Source organism: Vibrio aestuarianus, assembly GCF_028858425.1.
Classification (GTDB): Bacteria; Pseudomonadota; Gammaproteobacteria; order Enterobacterales; family Vibrionaceae; genus Vibrio; species Vibrio aestuarianus.
The window spans coordinates 327,642-348,072 of the sequence record NZ_JAKNYQ010000002.1; the positions used below are offsets into that span (position 1 = coordinate 327,642).

Annotated in this window: 20 protein-coding genes; 12 read left to right on the plus strand and 8 right to left on the minus strand. The window is 43.2% G+C overall.

Annotated features, from left to right (window positions below; all coding sequences use genetic code 11):
- Nucleotides 1-18 precede the first annotated feature (18 nt).
- Complete coding sequence (locus MCT08_RS15070; RefSeq protein WP_053310480.1) at nt 19-897, minus strand: LysR family transcriptional regulator; 879 nt, start codon at nt 895-897, stop codon at nt 19-21.
- A gap of 210 nt (nt 898-1,107) precedes the next feature.
- Here MCT08_RS15070 and MCT08_RS15075 point away from each other — a divergent pair, with 210 nt between their 5' ends.
- The 8 genes from MCT08_RS15075 (at nt 1,108) to MCT08_RS15110 (ending at nt 8,197) form a co-directional block, all read left to right on the plus strand.
- Nucleotides 1,108-1,689 carry a class I SAM-dependent DNA methyltransferase gene (locus MCT08_RS15075; RefSeq protein ID WP_053310481.1) on the plus strand — a complete coding sequence of 194 codons (582 nt, stop codon included), beginning with the start codon at nt 1,108-1,110 and terminating at the stop codon, nt 1,687-1,689.
- A gap of 162 nt (nt 1,690-1,851) precedes the next feature.
- Nucleotides 1,852-2,466: a thermostable hemolysin gene (locus tag MCT08_RS15080; protein WP_168524504.1), complete on the plus strand. Its 615-nt coding sequence runs from the start codon at nt 1,852-1,854 to the stop codon at nt 2,464-2,466.
- A 2-nt stretch (nt 2,467-2,468) separates the two neighbouring features.
- Nucleotides 2,469-3,974, plus strand: a complete 1,506-nt coding sequence (locus tag MCT08_RS15085) for an AMP-binding protein (RefSeq protein WP_274678778.1) — start codon at nt 2,469-2,471, stop codon at nt 3,972-3,974.
- Nucleotides 3,975-3,984: 10 nt separating this feature from the next.
- Nucleotides 3,985-4,668 (plus strand): iron-containing redox enzyme family protein, encoded by a 684-nt coding sequence (locus MCT08_RS15090; protein WP_171981046.1) that lies wholly within the window; start codon nt 3,985-3,987, stop codon nt 4,666-4,668.
- A 10-nt stretch (nt 4,669-4,678) separates the two neighbouring features.
- Nucleotides 4,679-5,485 carry an SDR family oxidoreductase gene (locus MCT08_RS15095; protein ID WP_171981043.1) on the plus strand — a complete coding sequence of 269 codons (807 nt, stop codon included), beginning with the start codon at nt 4,679-4,681 and terminating at the stop codon, nt 5,483-5,485.
- Nucleotides 5,486-5,500: 15 nt separating this feature from the next.
- Entirely contained in the window at nt 5,501-6,136 is a 636-nt protein-coding gene (locus tag MCT08_RS15100; protein WP_171981044.1) for a tetratricopeptide repeat protein, read from the plus strand.
- Between the two features lie 2 nt (nt 6,137-6,138).
- Nucleotides 6,139-6,795 carry a response regulator gene (locus tag MCT08_RS15105; RefSeq protein ID WP_168524508.1) on the plus strand — a complete coding sequence of 219 codons (657 nt, stop codon included), beginning with the start codon at nt 6,139-6,141 and terminating at the stop codon, nt 6,793-6,795.
- Entirely contained in the window at nt 6,785-8,197 is a 1,413-nt protein-coding gene (locus tag MCT08_RS15110; protein ID WP_274678779.1) for an ATP-binding protein, read from the plus strand. Before MCT08_RS15105 ends, MCT08_RS15110 begins: the two co-directional genes overlap by 11 nt.
- A 354-nt stretch (nt 8,198-8,551) precedes the next feature.
- Here the strand turns inward: MCT08_RS15110 and MCT08_RS15115 are convergent, their stop codons facing one another.
- Both MCT08_RS15115 and MCT08_RS15120 read right to left on the minus strand, forming a co-directional pair.
- Nucleotides 8,552-9,466: a LysR substrate-binding domain-containing protein gene (locus MCT08_RS15115; protein WP_053310489.1), complete on the minus strand. Its 915-nt coding sequence runs from the start codon at nt 9,464-9,466 to the stop codon at nt 8,552-8,554.
- Nucleotides 9,467-9,658: 192 nt separating this feature from the next.
- Nucleotides 9,659-11,653 (minus strand): acetoacetate--CoA ligase, encoded by a 1,995-nt coding sequence (locus MCT08_RS15120; RefSeq protein WP_274678780.1) that lies wholly within the window; start codon nt 11,651-11,653, stop codon nt 9,659-9,661.
- A 237-nt stretch (nt 11,654-11,890) separates the two neighbouring features.
- Here MCT08_RS15120 and phhA point away from each other — a divergent pair, with 237 nt between their 5' ends.
- Complete coding sequence (phhA, locus tag MCT08_RS15125; protein ID WP_274678781.1) at nt 11,891-12,682, plus strand: phenylalanine 4-monooxygenase; 792 nt, start codon at nt 11,891-11,893, stop codon at nt 12,680-12,682.
- On the plus strand, nt 12,675-13,007 hold the full coding sequence (locus MCT08_RS15130) for a 4a-hydroxytetrahydrobiopterin dehydratase (protein WP_053310492.1): 333 nt from the start codon (nt 12,675-12,677) through the stop codon (nt 13,005-13,007). The genes phhA and MCT08_RS15130 overlap by 8 nt, the downstream gene beginning before the upstream one ends.
- Before the next feature lie 128 nt (nt 13,008-13,135).
- On the opposite strand, the gene MCT08_RS15135 is transcribed toward MCT08_RS15130, so the two are convergent.
- On the minus strand, nt 13,136-14,563 hold the full coding sequence (locus MCT08_RS15135; protein WP_171981697.1) for a methyl-accepting chemotaxis protein: 1,428 nt from the start codon (nt 14,561-14,563) through the stop codon (nt 13,136-13,138).
- 176 nt (nt 14,564-14,739) lie between these two features.
- On the minus strand, nt 14,740-15,951 hold the full coding sequence (locus MCT08_RS15140) for an aromatic amino acid transport family protein (RefSeq protein ID WP_274678782.1): 1,212 nt from the start codon (nt 15,949-15,951) through the stop codon (nt 14,740-14,742).
- A gap of 336 nt (nt 15,952-16,287) precedes the next feature.
- On the opposite strand from MCT08_RS15140, the gene MCT08_RS15145 reads away from it, so the two are divergent.
- The gene (locus tag MCT08_RS15145) at nt 16,288-16,410 is read left to right on the plus strand and encodes a hypothetical protein (RefSeq protein ID WP_255091333.1); all 123 of its coding nucleotides are present in this window, start codon (nt 16,288-16,290) and stop codon (nt 16,408-16,410) included.
- 126 nt (nt 16,411-16,536) lie between these two features.
- On the plus strand, nt 16,537-17,802 hold the full coding sequence (locus MCT08_RS15150) for a DEAD/DEAH box helicase (RefSeq protein WP_274675065.1): 1,266 nt from the start codon (nt 16,537-16,539) through the stop codon (nt 17,800-17,802).
- A gap of 11 nt (nt 17,803-17,813) precedes the next feature.
- Here MCT08_RS15150 and MCT08_RS15155 read toward each other — a convergent pair whose 3' ends face one another.
- From MCT08_RS15155 to MCT08_RS15165, 3 genes are all read right to left on the minus strand, one after another.
- Nucleotides 17,814-18,524, minus strand: a complete 711-nt coding sequence (locus tag MCT08_RS15155) for a TetR/AcrR family transcriptional regulator (protein WP_053310496.1) — start codon at nt 18,522-18,524, stop codon at nt 17,814-17,816.
- Nucleotides 18,525-18,821: 297 nt separating this feature from the next.
- On the minus strand, nt 18,822-19,826 hold the full coding sequence (gene ltaE / locus MCT08_RS15160) for a low-specificity L-threonine aldolase (RefSeq protein ID WP_261916214.1): 1,005 nt from the start codon (nt 19,824-19,826) through the stop codon (nt 18,822-18,824).
- 8 nt (nt 19,827-19,834) lie between these two features.
- On the minus strand, nt 19,835-20,350 hold the full coding sequence (locus MCT08_RS15165) for an NUDIX hydrolase (RefSeq protein WP_261916215.1): 516 nt from the start codon (nt 20,348-20,350) through the stop codon (nt 19,835-19,837).
- Nucleotides 20,351-20,431: the final 81 nt, after the last annotated feature.

Genomic DNA, 20,431 nt, shown 5'->3' on the forward strand with positions numbered 1-20,431 from the left:
GATTGAGTCTCGATTTGATTAAAAATCAAACAAGTAATCGCTGAGTTTATCCGCTAACCAATTCATTCCAGGATGTTCTGCCATACCTGTTGCGGTGAACATGCAATAATCTTCTTGGGTTAAACCATAAGTATGCTTGATTACCGTTAGTTTCTGTTCACGCAAATAACGGCGAATAAGTGGCTCGGGCAAAACTCCCCATGCATTTTCTGTCAAAATGGTGTTGAGCATGTAATCAAAACTAGAGAAACCGATATATCGACGTGAAAAAGGTTGTAGCTCTGGATTATCCTTCTCATTAAGGTAAACCATCACCGCTTGCATTGCTTTGCGGAGTTCTTCATCAGTTACACGTTTAATCTTGGTCAGTGGATGGTCACTTTTGCACACTGACATCATGCGGATTTTGCCCAAAGGTTGGTAGGTAATTCTGGGGTCATTGATACGCTCATAATCAACGCCAAACGCGAAGTCAACTTGGTGAGTGGCAATTAAGTTGGCTAAGTCACCGCTCGATGCGAGTACTAAGTTGAATGACGTGGCTGGAAAACGATTATTGAGCTGATGCGCAAAGTCTTGCCATAGTGCATCGGGTAGTGAGTCATCACGGGCTATCCACATTTCAGCGTTAAACCCACGTGAGACTTGAGTGCAGGTGTGCTTTATCCGCGCAATCGTCACCAACACGCTTTCACAATCTTTGTAAATCGCTTTACCTGCTTCCGAAAGCGTGAGGTTATTACCGGTTCGCACAAACAGGGCTGTATCGAGCTCTTTCTCTAATGCTTTTATCGCCATGCTCAGTTTAGTGCGGTTACATTCTAGCTGCCGTGCCGCTTCAGAAACAGAACCAGTTTCTGCGACGGAACAAAATGCTTCAATTTGCGAGAGATTCATAAAGACTCGAAGATATAGTAATCACAAGTGATGATAGTCAGCGCATCATAAACAATTTTCAGTTGGATGCCTATCTGTCTGTTTTCTCGCCAAATGAAATAAGCGCCCCATTTCTTGAATAAGATTGGGTTGTAACGCTATGAACGTCACATAGTTTTGGTTTACTCTTGGCAATATTACCCCAATACAAGAAGTAATACGGAGGCCATGATGGCGAACGAATGGGATGAGTACGCAGCTGAGTGGGAACAGGATGAGTCCACAACTATTTTTGCACAGAACGTTTTTCAGCAGCTTCAGAAGTTAGCGTCACTCAATGGCAAACATGTTTTTGATTTTGGCTGTGGTACGGGTTTATTGAGTCAATTGATGTCACCACAAGTAAAGGATATTGTCGCATTAGACAGCTCGGAAGCGATGATTGAAGAGTTAGACAAAAAAGAACTGTCTAATGTTGAACCTGTGGTTGACTTCTTGACCCGTGGTTTAGTCGCGCAGCACCCTGCCTTTCGTAAGCAATTTGACCTTGTCGTTGCTTCTTCTGTTTGTGGTTTTGTGCCTAATTTGAGTGAAGTGCTCACAATCATCCATTCTTTACTGGATGACAATGGCTTATTTGTGCACTGGGACTGGTTAGTCGCAGAGGATGATCCTGAATACGGTCTTAGCCAACGTCAGATCGAAACACTACTTAAAGATGCAGGTTTTAGTCAGGTTGAAACCTCAGTGGCTTTTGAGATGCAAACAAAAAATGGCCTAGCGCCAGTTGTGATGGGCGTGGGTCGTAAGTAATCCTTTCATCCTAGTTCACGATTTTATCTCGGTATTTCCCCTTAGAAACCGTGCTGTAAAGCGCGGTTTTTTTATGCGTGTAGCAAAAAATTTACTTTCTTAAGTTTCCCTTAAGTTTCATTTCTTATTCTCACTATGAAATCAAAGTTAGAGGGTGAACAAATGAAAGATCTCTTACGAGCAAACACACTAGTGTTAGAGATGGTTGAAAAAGACCACCCAAAACGTAAAGAAGTCGAAGCGTATATTGGTGAACGGTACGCCCTAGCGTTTGACGCGAAACTCAATAGTTTCATGCCAACGTTTCTTGCTCTGCTCGATCACGACCATATCCAGTCTTTATGCGGTTTTCGCATTGCCAGCAATGAAGCCTTGTTTCTTGAACAATATTTAGATGAGCCAGCGGAAGCCATTCTATCTAACGTTTTTAGCCAAGACATTGGCCGTGAAAGCTTAATTGAATTTGGTCAACTGGCATCATTTTCTAGAGGAATGTCACCAGTCCATTTCCTACTCATGACTGAGAAATTGGTGGCATCGGGTTTTGAGTGGTGCATTTTTACAGCGACCGATCCCCTTTATGCCATGATGTGCCGTTTAGGCTTAACCCCTACGATATTAGCAGAAGCGGATCCAAATCGAATTGCTGATGCTACCCAAATATGGGGAAATTACTATCAGCATCAACCGCGTATTGTTGCCGGTAACTTAAAGCAAGGGTTGGCGCATTTGCAGAGCTTATTTGTAAACCACAGCCGTACGGTTATAGGAGAGTAGTGATGTCTGCCATTATTGAAACCTTAATGCAGCGTGCGGAACTAACGCCTGACCGTATTGCCTTTATCGGCTGTTCGCATAGCTCTGACCAAGTGATGAGAGTGAGTTATGCTCAACTGCTAGAAAAAGTGAAAGGCTACGCGTCAATACTTGAATCTTTACAGCCTCACTGTATTGCTCTGCGCGCTGAAAACAGTTTGGATTGGGTGATAGCAGACCTTGCGGCTATGTATATTAAGTTGCCGATTGTACCGATCCCGATGTTTTTTACAGCGGAGCAAATCCGCCACACTTTAGACTCTGCGGGTGTCGATTTACTGTTGGGAGATTGGCCTGATACCTTATCAGCATCATTAGTACAGCCGCTAGCCGTGACGATTGGGTCGCTGGATGTATGGAAAGTCTGTGATGTGCAGCCTGCTCGGTTACTTCCCCATAGTGCCAAAGTCACATTCACTTCAGGCTCAACAGGAACGCCGAAAGGGGTGTGCTTAAGCAGTCAACACCTTGCTACTGTGAGCATGACTTTAAAGGAAGCGATTGCGACGCAAGCGAAATGCGATACTCACTTGGTTTTACTGCCTCTGTCCACTTTGCTAGAAAATATTACCGGTATCTATGTACCAATCATGCTTGGTGCTAGCTCTGTGGTACTGCGAGGTGAAGACGTGGGCTTAGTGGGGTCGAGCCAGTTTGATGCACAGCGTTTCGCACATGCACTGGCTAGTTATCAACCCAATAGCCTAGTGCTTACCCCTGCGTTGTTAATGGCGTTGATTCACGTTGCTAAACAGGATGCTGCTCTTGTCGCCTCGCTGGTTTTTGTCGCGGTGGGTGGCGCGCGTGTTGCCCCGCAGTTGATGCAGTATGCTCACGCGATGCACATTCCGGCTTTTGAGGGTTACGGCCTGTCGGAATGCGGCTCTGTGGTGAGTTTAAATACGCCATCACAACTGAAAATAGGCACATGTGGACGAGTATTACCGCATTCAAAAGTGATGATTGCGCCGGATGGGGAAGTGCTTGTTAAAGATAATGTTGCGCTGGGTTATATCAACCAACCTTTTAATGAGCAATGGCTAGCCACGGGCGATTTGGGTTCGCTGGATGAGCAAGGTTACCTTTCTATTACTGGTCGTAAGAAAAACCAGATTATCACCAGTTTTGGCCGGAATGTATCGCCAGAATGGGTTGAATCTGAAGCGCAAATTTTTGCGCCTTTACGCACCATGGTGGTGGTTGGTGAAGGTCAGCAGCACCTAACCGCCGTTGTTGATGGCGGCGATCAATCTCTGGTGTTATCTGCCATTGAGCAACTTAACCAGAAATTGCCAGATTACGCCAACATTGGTGATGTGCTTACGGTGAGCGATCTACGTTCATACCATCACTTATTTACAAGTAATGGGCGGCCGATTCGCCAAGCTTTTGAGTCTTGGTTAAGCGACACCAACGTCCCCAGCTCTGTGCAGCGAATTTCTATTGCCCCTATGTCAATTTATTCTTGAGGAACCGATGATGAGTCAATTTTTTCAAACATTAAAACAGCAAACTTTACCTGCGCAAATGTCGATGCTCCAAGCCCCTATTTTTGCTGCCTGTCAGCGTGGGGATATAGATAAAGAGACTTATGTGAATTTTCTCACTCAAGCTTTTCATCATGTAAAGCATACCGTCCCTTTATTGATGGCATGTGGAGGACGATTGCCTGAAAAATACGAATGGTTACGCCAAGCGATTGGAGAGTATATCGAAGAAGAAAAAGGTCATCACGAGTGGATTTTGAATGATATTCAAGCATGTGGTGCCGATGCTGAACTTGTTAGATCAAACCAAGAAACTGGCCGTGTTGGTATGCCTATCGAGCTGATGGTGTCGTATTTGTATCATCAAATTGACCGCGCTAATCCTATCGCTTTTTTCGGTATGGTTTGGGTATTAGAAGGGACGAGTGTTGGTGTGGGGGGACAAGTGGCGCAGTTGGTGAAGCATACTTTGCAACTACCGGATAGCGCGATGACGTATCTCACCTCTCACAGTGTGCTCGATCAAGACCATATCAAATTGTTTGAAGATTTGATGAATAAGATCACTGACCCTGAAGATCAGCAAGCGATCATTGACTCTGCCAATATGGTTTTTCATCTCTACGGAAAAATGTTGCATGACTTAATGCCCAGTAGTTTGCAAAACGTTGCTTAAGGAGCATCAAATGGATCTGCAAGGAAAACACGTTCTATTAACTGGAGCCTCTGGTGGTATAGGCCATGAGTTAGCGCTGGCATTGGAAGAAAAGGGGGCAACGTTGTTGCTGGTTGCTCGCAATATCGAAAAATTACAAGCGCTTCGCCAATCACTGAGTAACCCTGATGCCCATCACTGTTTAAGCGTGGATCTATCAACCGCCGATGGGTTAGACAAACTGAAACAGATGTGTCGCCAGCTAGATAACCTCAAACGCATTGATGTGGTGATTAATAATGCAGGGATTAACCAGTTCAGCTTTTTAGCTCAGCGGAGCAGTGCGTCGATAGAACAAGAGATTCACCTAAACCTTACGATGCCAATTTTACTTAGCCAAGCTGCACTAAGTTGGTTAAATCGCCCCGGAATTATTTTAAATATTGGGTCGACTTTTGGGTCGATTGGCTTTCCAGGTTACAGCAGTTATTGTGCCGCAAAATCAGGAGTACAGCGCTTTAGCGAAGCGTTAGATCGTGAACTGGATGGTTCCGGTCTTCGTGTGCTTTATCTTGCGCCTCGCGCAACTAACACCAGTCTTAATGATCCGTTAGTCGAGCAAATGAACAAACAATTGGGTAATGCCAGTGACTCACCCCAAGTCGTTGCGCAGCATGCTATTAAAATATTGGAAAAAGAGCAGGCATCACATTGGATAGGGTGGCCTGAAAAACTGTTTGCCAAGCTAAATCAATTGTTTCCATCATTGGTTTCTCAATCTATCCGCAAGCAGCAAGACACTATTCATCATTACATCAATCGAGTTCATGGAAAGTAGTAAGAGGAATTTAAGATGAAAACATATTGTATAGGACTTCTTTCACTATTAACGATGGGCAGTATCCAGCCTGCGGTTGCATCGAGTGCAGATCCGTTGAACACTATTCAAAAAAAATGGGCGGTGTGCCAATATCAATCGCAAGATAAAGAACATCAGGTTTACTGTTTAGAAAAGCTTATTGAACGTAATCAAAAAGCACTCGATGATCAACCTGAACGCCCAGAGTTAAAAGTTTGGCTTGCTATCAATAAAGGCTCTTTAGCTGGCGTTAATGGTGGGCTGGGCGCGCTTTCTTTAGTGAAAGAAGCAAAAGTATTGCTTGAGCAAGTGATTGAACAAGCACCAGAAACGTTAGATGGATCCGCTTATACCAGTTTAGGTTCGTTATACTATCAAGTACCGGGGTGGCCTATTGGCTTCGGTGACGATGAAATGGCGGAAAAAATGCTCAAAAAAGCGCTAGAAATTAACCCCGATGGTATCGACTCTAATTATTTTTATGGTGATTTTTTAGCTGAAGATGGCCGAAAAGTGGATGCTCTGACTTATTTGAAACGAGCTCAACAGGCCAAAGCAAGACCCGATAGACCTTTGGCTGATATGGGACGTCAAAAGGAAATAGAAAAGCGAATAGGAGAGCTTAATTAATCATGCGCTTGTTGTTGGTTGAAGATGATGTATTACTCGGCCAGTCTATGGTGGCTTCATTAAGCCGCCAAGGCTATACCGTTGATTGGGTAGAAAGAGGTGGTGGTGTTGATTTGGCTTTAAAAACCGAACAGTTTATTGCCATCATCTTAGATTTAACCCTTCCTGATATTGACGGTTTAGTTGTGCTTAAAAATGTGCGTCGGGCGGGTTATACATTACCTGTTTTGATCTTAACCGCGCGTTATGATGTTGAAGACAGAGTCAAAGGCTTAGATGGTGGAGCTGATGACTATCTAGTCAAGCCTTTTGCATTGGAAGAATTGATGGCAAGGTTACGGGTGTTGATCAGACGTCAATCCGGTTTCTGTGATACACGTATGGAAATTGGTGATTTAACCTTGTTGTTAGCTGAACAAGCGGTTGAATATCAAGGAGTACGACTTAAACTTACGAATAACGAGTTTAAATTGCTAGCCGTATTGATGACGCAAGCTGGCCGAGTCGTAAGTAAAGACCAACTGCTACAATCTCTACATGGGTGGGATGAAGGCACGAGCGATAATGCGATAGAAGTGCACATTCATAACCTACGAAAGAAAGTTCCAAATAACATGATAAAAAACATCCGTGGCGTGGGGTATATCATTGAAAAATAAAAATGGCTATTCGATTAAAAAGAGATTGACTGTTTCGGTAGTAATGCTCTCCTCGTTACTAATCCTCATTTCCCTGTATTTCAGCTATAGCGCCGCACAATATGAAATCAATGAGGTTTATGATGCACGTCTTGGGCAATCAGCCAAACTGCTTTTATTAGGTATGCCAGTTGATGATGGTGAGCGCTCTATGGCAGAGTCTCAGCAAGTATTTGACACTTGGATGCAACGAATTTCTCGGCAATCTCAAGCCAAGGGACATGATGATCCAACCACTTTTGGTCACCCATACGAAAAGAAAATCCTTTTTCAGTTTTACCGTAATGGACTACTGATATGGGGATCTAACCCTGAGGTTGGCAAAATACCTCATAACCCCGCATATGTTGGTTTTGGCGATGTCACGCTCAATGGTGAATCGTGGCGCTTTTTTCAATTACCATTACCTGAGAATTATCATACTACTCCTGAATATGTGATTGTCGCGGAAAAACAAGTCATCAGACAAGAAATGAGTCACGAATTAGCGTTGTCGACAGCGTTGCCGCAATTGATCTTAATTCCTTGCTTAGCTGGCATTATGGTGATCTTAATTGGTATACACTTTGAGCCTATTTCAGAGTTAAAACGAGCAATTACACAGCGTAGTGTGAATAAACTCGATAGTATTTATGTGGCCAACCCAACGGTTGAATTGTCGCCGTTAGTGACGGCACTGAATGAACTATTAAGTCAGCTTGATCAAGCGTGGCAGCGAGAAAAACGCTTTACCCGTATGGCTGCTCATGAACTAAAAACACCATTAACCGTATTGAGGCTTAATGCGGAAAATGCACTTAACAGCCAAAATGAAGAACAATTAAAGAACGATCTTAATAATATTTTGCGAGGGATAGAAAGGACTGACAGACTGATCCAACAACTTTTGATGTTAGCTAAAGTCGAAAGTCAGAATCCACAATTCTCATCGCTAGATCTCCGCAAACTGTTACAAAATGTGATTGCTCAACTTGTGCCTATTACGCTAAAGCAAAAGCAAGAGATTTCGCTACAAGCTATTGATGTTCAAATCCGTGGAGATGAAACCTTATTGACGGTGCTGTTTAGTAATTTAATCGACAATGCGATTCGTTACTCCGGTGAAGGCAGTGAAATTCATGTGGTAATTAGCGATAGTGGTGATTATATCGAAGTGCGAGTCGCTGATAACGGCCCCGAAATTGATATAGAAACACGAGAGAAATTGTTTGATAATTTTTACCGTGCGAACACCGAAAAAGGTGATGGTGCGGGGCTTGGTATGTCTATCACACAAGATATTGCCAAGTCACATCAAGGTCGAGTGGAGTTACTCCCTAGAGAACACAAACAAAATGTATTTTTGGTTCGGTTGCTAAAGTAACTGGTATTGAATGTTATTTTAATAGATGAAAATGGTAGTTGCCATAGCCTTTATTTTTCGTAATTTAGATTAACGTCCTAAGTCTTTTATGGTTTTCCATATTGAGAATTGCTTATTTACATTATTTCACTGTTCGGTCATTCTCAAATTACGTATTCTTCATCTAGTGATAGAGATCGTAATAGCTGGTTAAAAGCTACGTGATGTTTGTCAAAGGATTCTATTTGTTGACTAATAACTCATGGCTAGGGTTGCTCAAAAATAAAAGCAAATTAGAACAAACAATAAGGGTCAGCGTATTGCTGACCCTTATTGTTTTCAATGCTTATCTCATTCTAGTAATCAATTACTCAACTAACTAGGTTGCCTGAGCTGTTCACACAACCACCTAATGGCTTGGTCGTTCATGCTGGGCTTATTCCAAACTAAACTGTAAGCGACTGTACCGTAATTAAACGGAAGTGGTTTGGTGACTAACTGCTGTGCTTGCAAAGCCTGTTCTGCCCATTTCTTAGAACATGTAAAGAGATAGTCAGTATGTTGGCAAAGTACCGCCGCCGAACCGAAATCGGCAACGATAATAGGAACTCGACGCGCATGATGGTACTGCGCTAGGTTCTTTTCAAAGAAAGGCTCAGAGAGCTCTTTATCTAAAATACCAATATGTGAATAATCTAAATACTGCTCGGTGGTTAATATTTCATTAGCCAGAGGGTGGTTCTTTCCCATTAAGCAGACCATTTCATCATATTCAAGTACTTCCCATACCAATTCTTTATCGCGAGTGGGGGGTTGGCTAATATCGTGTGGTAGTAAAATAAAGTCGACTAAACCGCTTTGTAGAGCATCAAATCCATAGTGTTCTTTTGAGTAAATCGTAAAGGAAGCGTTGGGTGCCTGGTTGGATACAACATTGGCAAGTTTCGAAGCAAACACTTCGAAAGTGCTTTCTCTCATTGCAAGGTGATACTGACCTTGGTGGGCAATGGGCTCAAAATCAGCATGGTGTAGTAAGCCATTCATACTCGACAAAATGGAGTGAACGGTCGGCCCCATTTGCAGTGCAAACTGGGTCGGAATTAAGTGGGTGCCGTCTCGGTAAAATAGCTCATCTTCCATGAGAATGCGCAATTGTGACAAACACTTACTGATACTTGATGGGCTGACACAAAGCTGAGTTGCTGTCTGTGTAACGCTACGCGTGCTTAACATGATGTGCAGCGCTGTCAGGTGCTTTAAACTGATTCTCGAAAGATGAATGTAATCCATAAGTAAAGACGATGTCCCCCTCTATTTTGGTGGAGCATATCACTGAGTAATATGGTAATGACATTTTAATATACTGGCCATGATGTATGGTGTCACAACTTTCCTCCGGTTATTTCTATTATTGGTTGTTTATTCTGCTTTATGTGATGCTTATGATAGTAGGAAGAAGAGTTTTTGTTGCTATTGCACTAGTTATTTGTTGAAAAAGAGCTGGTGAATTTCACTTAGCACTTGAGTATTAGCGATAGCGCCAAGGTTGTTAACGGTTTCATTGTGGATGGTTTGTTTAACAGCCCGTTCAACCAGTTTCCCCGATTTTGTTCTGGGAATATCACTAATAGCATAAATTTGAGCGGGTACATGGCGTGGAGAGCAGTGGGTGCGAAGTCGTTGTTTGATTTCATTGATTAAGTTGTCATCCAGTTCTGAGCCAGCGGCAAGCTGTACAAAAAGAATGATGTGTTCATCGTTATCTACTTTTTGACCGACAGCGATAGAGTCAATAACTGACGTAAGTGCGTTGACTTGTTGATAAATCTCCGCAGTACCGATGCGCACTCCTCCAGGGTTTAACGTCGTATCACTGCGCCCATAAAAACGCATGCCTTTATTTTCAGTCCATGCTACTTCATCGCCGTGGTGCCAAATACCCGCATATTTATTCCAATAGGCGTGATGGTAGCGTTCACCATCATCGTGCCAAAAACCTATCGGTTGGTTAGGAAAACTGTTGCGACAGACCAACTCTCCACGCTGTTCAGTCGTTGGTTCACCATCTTGATTGAACACTGCTACATCTAATCCGAGCGCTGCGCCTTGGCACTCTCCTCGATAAACGGGGGATATAGGGTTGCCTAGTACAAAGCAGCCGCAAATATCAGTGCCGCCGGAGATAGAAGCGAGATGTAAGTCAGCTTTGATATTAGAATAGACATAATCAAATTGCTCTGGATACAACACCGAACCAGTAGAGCAAAGTGTCTTTAGATGAGAAAGCGGGTAGTAATCGCTTGGTGAAAAGGCTGTCTTTTGCAGTGCTTCTAAGTATTTCGCTGACGTTCCAAACAAGGTGACCTCGGCCTCCTCGGCCAGTTCCCACAGCACACTAGGTTGTGGATACATGGGGTGGCCATCGTAGATCACTAATGTCGCACCACTGGCGAGCGCAGAAACATGCCAGTTCCACATCATCCAACCGCAGGTGGTGTAATAAAAGACGCGGTCTTTAGGTTGAATGTCACAATGTAGTTGATGCTCTTTGAGGTGGTTCAGCACTGTCCCGCCAACCGAATGAGCGATACATTTTGGTTTACCTGTTGTGCCAGAAGAATAAAGGATAAACAGTGGGTCATTAAATCCAACTCGGTTGTAGTGCAAACCTCGTGGTAAGTAACTAGCGAAAATGGAATGCCAGTCAGAAAATCCGTCATTAATCGTTATGTTTACCGAGCGTTGCTGTAAGTATTCGATTTGGCAGGTATTTTGGATGCTAGAAATTGCGTCGACAATGTGTGTATTTTTCTCCTCCATTGAATGGGTTTTGCCATTAAAAGTATAGCCGTTACAGCAAAAAAGAATTTTGGGATTAACTTGCCCAAAGCGCTCGACCACGCTGTCTACCCCAAAATCTGGTGAGGTGGCTGTCCAAATAGCACCTAAGCTGGTGGCTGCAAGCATAGCAACTAAGGTTTCTGGAATATGGGGTAAGTAACCAGCGACTACGTCGCCTTTTTCTACGCCATTTTGCGTTAGCCATTGCTGAAGGATTGAGACTTGATCATTGAGTTGCTGCCACGTGATTTTCTGACTTTTCCCATTCTCATTTTTAAACCACACCGCAATGCCATCTGGTTGCTGGAAAGCGTAAGAGAGCAAATTTTCCGCGTAGTTGAGTTGTGCCTGTGGAAACCAGATCGTGTCACGTGCCGGGGTAAATTCTTCCCATCGTGATATACCTTCACCATAAATACAGTTACCGCGAAAGCCAATGACATCACAAAACTGCCACACCTCAAGCCAGAATTGTTTCTTATCTGCAATTGACCACTGATGAAGCTGTGAGTAATGCTCTATCGCTTCTCCTTGCATATTAATGTGTTGAATAAATTGCATTAAGTTAGATGAGGAAACGCGCTCTTCACTAGGGATCCAAAGTGGATTGCAAGCGGGTGGATTTTCCTTATGCATGATAGCTATCCTTTGCAAAGGCTGTGGCTGATGGAGTGGTAATTCATTCAAGTGTTGTTGCTCAACCTGACAAAGTCAAATATCTCCCTCATATTCATACTTATGATATTTAAGTAAAAAAATGAAAATGTAAAAAATATGTTACATTTCATGTGGGGTTAATATGCTGTGCAGGAATTGGCAGAGTTAAAGGGAGGCGATAGGCTTAATGTAACTAACTTGTTATGAGGTTCAGTGATGACTCAGTATCATTCTAAACCATCAAATAGTAGAGGCTTGATCGATTGGAGCGGCGCTGAAGATGCTATTTGGCATGATTTGGTTTCTCGTCAAAAAGCGGTAATTCAACAGCGAGCTTGCCAAGCTTACTTGGATGGATTAGAGCTGCTACAGCTTCCGAATGATTATGTCCCGCAATTGACCGACATTAACCGCATCTTGCAGCGTGAGACGGGATGGCAAGTTGAACCGGTCCCCGCTCTGATCAACTTTGACCGTTTCTTTGCATTATTGGCCGACAAAAAATTCCCAGTGGCAACATTTCTTCGTACACGAGAAGAGTTTGACTACTTACAAGAACCCGATTTTTTCCATGAAATCTTTGGGCATTGTGCCATGTTAACCCACCCTGATTTTGCAGCATTTACCCATAAATACGGCCAGTTAGGGGCGAGGGCAGATCACAAACAGCGCGTCTATCTCGCTCGTCTCTATTGGTTTAGCGTTGAATTTGGTCTAGTGCAAGAGCGTGGCGAGACGAAGATTTATGGCGGCGGGATCCTCTCTTCTCCAGGGGAAACGGTTTATAGCCTAGATAGCGATGTACCAAAAAGAGAGATATTTGATATTCAGCAGGTGCTGAGAACGCCTTATCGCATCGATATTATGCAGCCGATGTATTATGTGCTCCATGATCTCAGTGATTTATATCATTTAAGTCAACAAAATTTAATGTATCAAGTCGAGAAGGCCATGAAAACAGAGCTGCTTACTCCATTATTTCAACCCAAGGAAGAAACACATGCTTGAAGAATTGCGTTGTGAAGCGTGCAGTATTGATGCGGTTGCTTTGACTGCAGAAGAGCAACAAAACCTACTCAAAGAGCTAGACGGATGGACTTTAGTGCATCGCGGAGAAATCCCACAGCTTGAAAAAGTGTACCTGTTTAAAAACTTTAAACTGGCTTGGGCGTTTACCAACCAAATAGCACAATTAGCGGAAGATGAATTTCATCACCCTAGTCTTTTATTGGAATGGGGTAAAGTGACGGTGACATGGTGGAGCCATTCCATTAAAGGTTTACATCAAAACGATTTCATCTGCGCTGCCAAATGTGACGCGTTAGTCGACTAGCTAATAGCCGATACAGTTCAACACCTGACCAGACATAAATATTCCCTTCATTTATGTCTGGTCTTTTTTATAAAAAATTAAGCAGTTGTATAACTTGAAGCCGCAGCGGTATGGGCTGAAATTTCAAGTTAGTTAGTACGGTAGCGGCTCAAAATTTCACCCAAGTTGCGAGAGGCCTTAGCTAAGCTTGCAACACCTTGAGATGATTGTTGTGCAACACTGCGGATGGCATTTGATTGCGTTCGAATATCGCTAAGTTCTGCAGCAATATCATTGGCGACAGAGCTTTGTTCCTCTGCAGAGGTTGAAATTTGCACGCTCATGTCATTGATCATTTTCGCGGACTCAGCAATCAAGTTAACGTTATCACCGATATCAGATACTAAATCACTGCTAGTTTGAGCTTGGCTAACAGTTTGTTCGGTAATGCGTGCAATGCCTTTACTTTCAGTTTGTAGTTTCTCGATCATCGCTTGAATTTCAACGGTTGCTGCCTGAGTGCGGCTAGCAAGTGTGCGAACTTCATCGGCAACCACTGCAAAGCCTCGACCTTGCTCACCAGCACGCGCGGCTTCAATCGCTGCGTTTAATGCCAATAAGTTGGTTTGTTCTGAAATAGCGTTGATGGTGGTGATCACTTCGTTGATCTGAATCGTGTTTTCATTCAAGGTCGAAACTGAGTTTGACGCTTGAGCAATGAATTGCGAAAGTTGTGAAATTTCATTGATCGCTTGTTGAACCAATTGGTAGCTTTGTTCAACTTGCTTGGTATCGTGCTCAGATTGTTGGTTCGCTTGCTGAGAGATGGTTGATACTTCGTGTGCTGAGGCGGTCATCTCTTCCATCGCAGTCGCGACAGAATCAAGCGATGCATATTGGTTATTAATCTGTTTTTCACTCTCTTTCATTTCATTAGCGAAAGAGTCCGAAGTTTGTCCTAGCGTGCTCGCATTTTCTTTTACCGAAACAACCAACTCGGTCAATGTATCCATCGCATTATCTAGAGCGCAGCCAATGGTACCGAATTCATCACGACCTGGGTGAAAACCTAAACGAGAAGTTAAATCACCCTCTGCAATTTTCTGTGTGGTGGTGTAAAGCACCCACAGGGCACCACCAAGAAACGTAGCAACCCAATAAACAAAGATCGCAAATGGTACGGCCCACAAATAAGAGAGTAAGAAACTATTGAGGGCTTGATGGCGAGTTTCGTTTTCAAGGCGAGACATATTTTCTGTTAGTGCATAAAATTTGCCGTCACTGTGTCTTGCCGTTGCAGTCACAACCCCGTTTTTATAACTGGTTATGGCTGCTGAAGTGCGTGATTCGATACCAGGTATCGATTTTACATCTGTTGTGCCCGCCAATAAGCCTTGCAGTTTGTATTCGATAGCTAGCTTAGATTGCGCTTCGATATGTGTAAGCGTATCAAAATAACGATTACCTGCCATAAAACTTAAGGCGGTAAGGAATAAAGCGAAGATCACCCACATTTTGTCGTTTATCGACATTTTAATAAATACGCGGTCAATCGTCCTGAATTGAACTTCTTTCATTGTTACTCCAGTATGCAAGAGATGAATAGACAATATTATAAATATAGTAATCCCTAATGTGTGCCGTACGGCATAACTTTATGAAATGAATGTTGGAGTAAATATCAATAGTGAGATTTTGATCTTGTTTTTAAGCGGGAACGGTGAAGGTGGGAATCTTCCCACCTAAAACCAGCTTAACCAAGTGAGGGTAGAATTCCTAAACTGATGAACACTTGTGATGTTATGATCATCAAACCGATGGCTGCCGTCATAGTTAAAGCGACTTTACCACCTTTAACTTGATATTGGTTTTCGCCATTGTATTGTTCTTGGTTGCGCACTTTAATCACCATGACAACAGGTAAAAAGATGGCAAGAATCGTCAATGCTATCGCTGCATAACCAAGCGCCATAATAAAACCTTGTGGGTAAAAAAGAGCGAATACCAAAGGTGGAACAAACGTAATAATAGCTGCTACTGTGCGGTTGGCTCCGATTTTCTTTTTCTTTATGGTGTCCCCCATGAATTCAAATAAACCGAGGCTTACCCCTAAAAAGGACGTCAGTAGGGCAAGATCTGCGAAAATACCAATAGTGCTACTTAAGTTTGACTGGTGCACCGTTTGTCCAAGGGTCACAATCAGAGCACTTAGACCAGAGTTTTCAACCAGTTCTGGCTGACTTACAACACCCAGAGTCACCAATTGCCAAAAGATATAAATAACCAATGGTATTGCAGAACCGCATAATATTGCTTTGCGCAGTGATGGTGTATCACCATCTAAGTATTTGACGATGGCAGGAATACTTCCGTGAAAGCCAAAAGAGGTGAAAATTACAGGGATAGCAGCAACGACTAAACCTTGCCCAAGCGGCATGCTTAGTAGGTATGACTGAGACACATTGGGTGCAAGAAAGGTGAGAACTGCGATCATCGCGATCATCTTTCCCGCAAAGAGTAAGCGGTTGACCCTATCAACGGTACTTGTACCCACAGTAACAATGACCGCAACCACTAACGTAAAGATGAGTGTGCCTAATGAATTACTGATGTCTAAACCTGCAAGATCGGTAAGTCTATGTGTGAACTGGGCGCCTCCGCCAGCGATATATGCAGCGCACAATGAGTAGAACAGAAACAGCATCGCAAAGCTCGCCACCCACTTACCTTTATCTCCAAGTATTTGCTTAGCAAGAGAGTGTAGCGTTGCATCTTTATCAGCATATTGATGGATCTCGACCATAAGTAGAGCAGTAAATGCCATTAATCCCCACAGAGAAATCATAATGAAAAGTGAAGTTGTGAAGCCGATACCCGCTGAAGCTAGGGGCAGAGCAAGCATGCCTGCGCCAATAGTGGTTCCTGCGATGATCAAAGTACTGCCGAAAATCTTTGATTGAGTCATGGTGTAAATATCTTTATACGGTTTGTGGTGTGTTAGGTAGTGGTAAATCGCTGTAAAAGCATCAATAACCTATGAACCTATCGATTTGTGGTTATTTTGTAGAACTTTCAATTTGTTTTCAATCTATTTGTACAAATTAAAATCCACAAGTGTATTTTTTTGTTTACACCTAGAGGTTTGATGCAAATAAAGCTAGTAGTCATCGTTTACCTATGATAAACCTCATATAAGTGACCATTTTGACGGTCCGCTTTCAAAAATTTGTCATATAAAACATCTAAAAAGGACCTTGTGGCGTAATAATTTTGCTCAAGTTAAATAAAAAGGAGGTCGACAATGAGTGACCAATACAAAAATGATGAGTGTCTAGAATGGCTAGATGCGATGGAAATCGGCTTCGATTTATCCGATTATGATACGGCTACCGATGAATGTGCACAGCACGTCAACAATGAATAACCTGGGCCAGCAGTTTTGCTGGCTCTGCTGCTCGTTAAGTGTTTAATTTGAGCATTGATTTTGAATAGGCTAAACACCACCCTCTCTGTTACAATCCGCGCCCTTATTTCCAATAGGTAAGCGCTCATGTCTGATAATTTAAACCCGTTCCAACGCTTGGGGCTCTCTCTACCTTTAGTTAACGCTCTAGACCATTTAGGCTTTGAAGCCCCAACAGAGATCCAATCTCAAGCTATTCCTCATGTTTTGGAGAAAAAGGATGTGATGGCAGGAGCGCAAACGGGAACCGGTAAAACAGCCGCATTTGGTTTGCCTATTTTGCAACGCTTTTTAGATGATCACAGCCCGCGAGAAGCAAACAGTAAAGTCATCCGCGCGTTAGTCTTGGTTCCAACTCGAGAACTTGCACAGCAAGTGTTTGACAACTTAACCGCGTATGCAGCCGGTACGGTTTTGAAAGTCGTCACGGCTTATGGTGGCACCAGCATGCATGTTCAAACGCGTAATCTCAGAGGTGGTGCGGATATTTTGATCGCTACGCCGGGACGATTGATCGATCACCTGTTTGTCAAAAATATCATTCTGACACAAACCGAAGTATTGGTGCTAGATGAAGCAGACCGCATGTTAGACATGGGGTTTATGCCTGATATTCAGCGCATTTTGAAGCGTATGAATGAAGATCGTCAGACTCTATTTTTCTCTGCAACGTTTGATAATAAAATCAAGGCACTTGCACACAAAATGATGCGAGATCCTGTGGCACTGCAGATAACACCTGCTAACGCGACTGCTGACACCGTGAAGCAAATGATCTACCCCGTTGATAAGAAACGTAAGAGTGAGCTTTTGGCTTATCTGATCGGATCTCGCAACTGGCAGCAAGTGCTCGTGTTCACTAAAACCAAACAAGGTAGTGATGCGTTAGCGAAAGAACTCAAGTTAGATGGCATTAAAGCCGCTTCTATTAATGGTGACAAAAGCCAAGGTGCGCGCCAAAAAGCGTTGGATGATTTTAAATCTGGCAAGGTACGGGCGTTGATTGCGACTGATGTGGCAGCGCGAGGCATTGATATCCACCAACTCGAGCAAGTGGTCAACTATGATATGCCATACAAAGCGGAAGATTATGTACATCGAATTGGCCGAACAGGTCGGGCTGGGCAGCAGGGCTTAGCGGTTTCGTTAATGAGCCGCGATGAAGAGTATCTACTTCAAGCGGTAGAAACATTATTAGATCAGCGTTTGCCCCAAGAATGGTTACAAGGTTTCGAACCTAGCTTATTGGAAGAAGTAGCTTCAGAGCACCATTCTCCCAAAAAGAGTCGTTCATCGGAAAAGCGTAAAATGAAAGCAAAATTAAAAATTCACGCTGGTCGTGGTAAACGATAAGGTGTCATCCCTTATTGGGTCCAATCATAACCAATATTGTAAACTAGGTCGCTGACGTTTTTGGGTGACAGTTTCTGCGTTTCATCGATGTGGAATTTTGTCACCATTAAGTCATTAAACAGTTGCCAATGCCTAAGTAAGCATTGATCGATGTCTTGAGTTTCATCTGACCAAGTCTCTTTTAAAAATGGTGTTAAGCTTGCCGCGCCATGCGCGTACATGATGATTTGCCATTTTATTTCCCAGACCTTAATCGGTGTTGCTGGAAACTCATGGTTATATCGTTCGGCGAGTTGTTCAATAATATGTTGAATTTCACCTGCACTATCAATGAAATAATCAAATAGAGCGTCTTCTTGTCTCACTGCATCAGCAATAAATTGGATGGGTTGCTTGACGATAAGCATGTGTGCAAGTAAGCGGATGGTAAACAGATACAGCTGTTGGTTAACCGGTGTATTTTCTGGAATTTCTGCGATTACTCTGCGCAAGTAGTGCTCGGTATATTGATGTAGGCCATCACTAATACTTCGCCAGATTTGCTCTTTACTGCCGAAGTGATGACGAAGAAGGCTATGTGATACACCTGCTTTATCGCTGATATTTCGTAGCGAAACACGAGCATAGCCAAATTGACAAAACAGCTCAGCTGCGACCATTAAGATATCTCTTTTGGTCTGTTTGGCATCTTGGGCGCTTCTTCGGCCTTGTTTTTTTGTCATCTCACCTGCTCATTACTATTTTTTACGAGGGAGTTGTACCAGATTTACGCATCAGATTCACGGAAAAGCACATAACGAGTCGCATAAATACGCAATAATGGCACGAAATGACGTATTTATACCCAAACAACTTCAAGTCGGAAGGGTATAGATGGCGTGTGTTTTAATAATAGACGATCTCTGCTCTGGGAGGGCTAGTTGCTAAGTGTGAGCATCTGTGTTTATGAGAGTATGAGCTCCTCGAAAGAAGCTCATGTCTTATTGAATATTTCTACCACATCAACAACGGTGAGTTGTTCAGAGATAAGCCGCAAGCTTTTCCAGCAGCAAATCGATATCGCAGCGTGATACATCTTTATGAGTAACAAAACGGATAGGATTACTTGGTGAGATTGTAATACCATCTTGCGCCAGTTTTCGCGCAATTGCGTCGATATCTATCGATTGATCTAATTTAGCGAATACTATGTTCGTTTGTACAAAATCTGGGTTAACGGAGAAGCCCTTTAGCTTAGCAAGCCCACAAGCTAAGTATTGCGCATTGTCGTGATCCGTTTTGAGTTGTGCGACTTGTTCGGTCAACGCCAGTTTACCCGCCGCAGCTAAAATTCCTGCCTGGCGCATACCGCCACCGAGCATTTTCCTCAAGCGTCGAGCTTTAGCTATGTATTGTTTAGACCCTAATAACAACGAGCCGATTGGCGCGGCTAATCCTTTGGATAAACAAACCGTCATCGAGTCAAAGTATTGAGCAATCTCTTTCACATCTACCTCTAAGGCGACCGCAGCATTATAGACGCGCGCGCCATCCAAATGCATGGCAAGGTTGTGTGTATTTACAAACTCTCTAGCCTGCACTAAATAAGATAACGGGAGTACTTTGCCATTGATGGTGTTTTCTAAGCTGAGTAAACGTGTACGCGCAAAGTGGAGATCATCAGGCTTAATCGCCGCTTTTAGTTTGTTGAAGTCCAATGTGCCATCTGGATTGTTTTCGATAGGCTGGGGTTGGATCGAGCCTAAAACGGCGGCTCCGCCAGCCTCATATTTATAGTTATGCGCTTGTTGCCCACACAAATATTCATCACCACGTTCACAGTGTGACATTAAGCCAAGCAAATTTGCCTGAGTACCTGATGTAGTGAATAAGGCTGCTTCGAAACCGTGGCGCTCTGCTGCCCATTGCTCCAATGCATTAACGGTTGGGTCATCGCCATACACATCATCCCCAACATCTGCTTTTGCCATCGCATCACGCATTGCTTGAGTGGGTTGAGTTACTGTATCGGATCGAAAATCCATGATATCTCCTATAAATAGCCGCAAAGTTTTGCTTTGCTTAAGCAGGTAATTGTTTTGGAATCAGTGATTTGATCATTGATGATACGCTGTTCTAATTCCTCAATAGAAAGAAAAACAACTTCAATGACTTCATCATCATCACATCCCAAACGAGCAGTATTTGTTAGTTGTTTTGCCACGAATAGATATTGAATCTCATCGCAGAATCCGGCAAGCGGTGTTGCTTGGCCTAAATTAATCAGTTGGTTGGCTGAGTAACCAGTTTCTTCTTCTAATTCTCTGTGAGCACACTCATGAGGTTGTTCACCTTGTTCGATGGTGCCTGCAGGGAGTTCCAAAAGCCATTTCTTAAGAGATGGACGGTATTGATTGATTAAAATCACTTCACCTTGCTCGGTAATAGGCAGAATAACGGCGGCGCCTGGGTGAACAATGGTGGTGTGTTGAACGGTTTTGCCTGTCGGAAGACAAACGCTTTCTTCGACCAGTGAAATGTTTTTCCATGTATGTATGGTTTTGCTCATGCAACTCTTCTATTTATGTAGCCAACGCCGGGAATTTGATTCGACTTCCCACCTTACTGATTTCTTCTGCCAAGACAAATG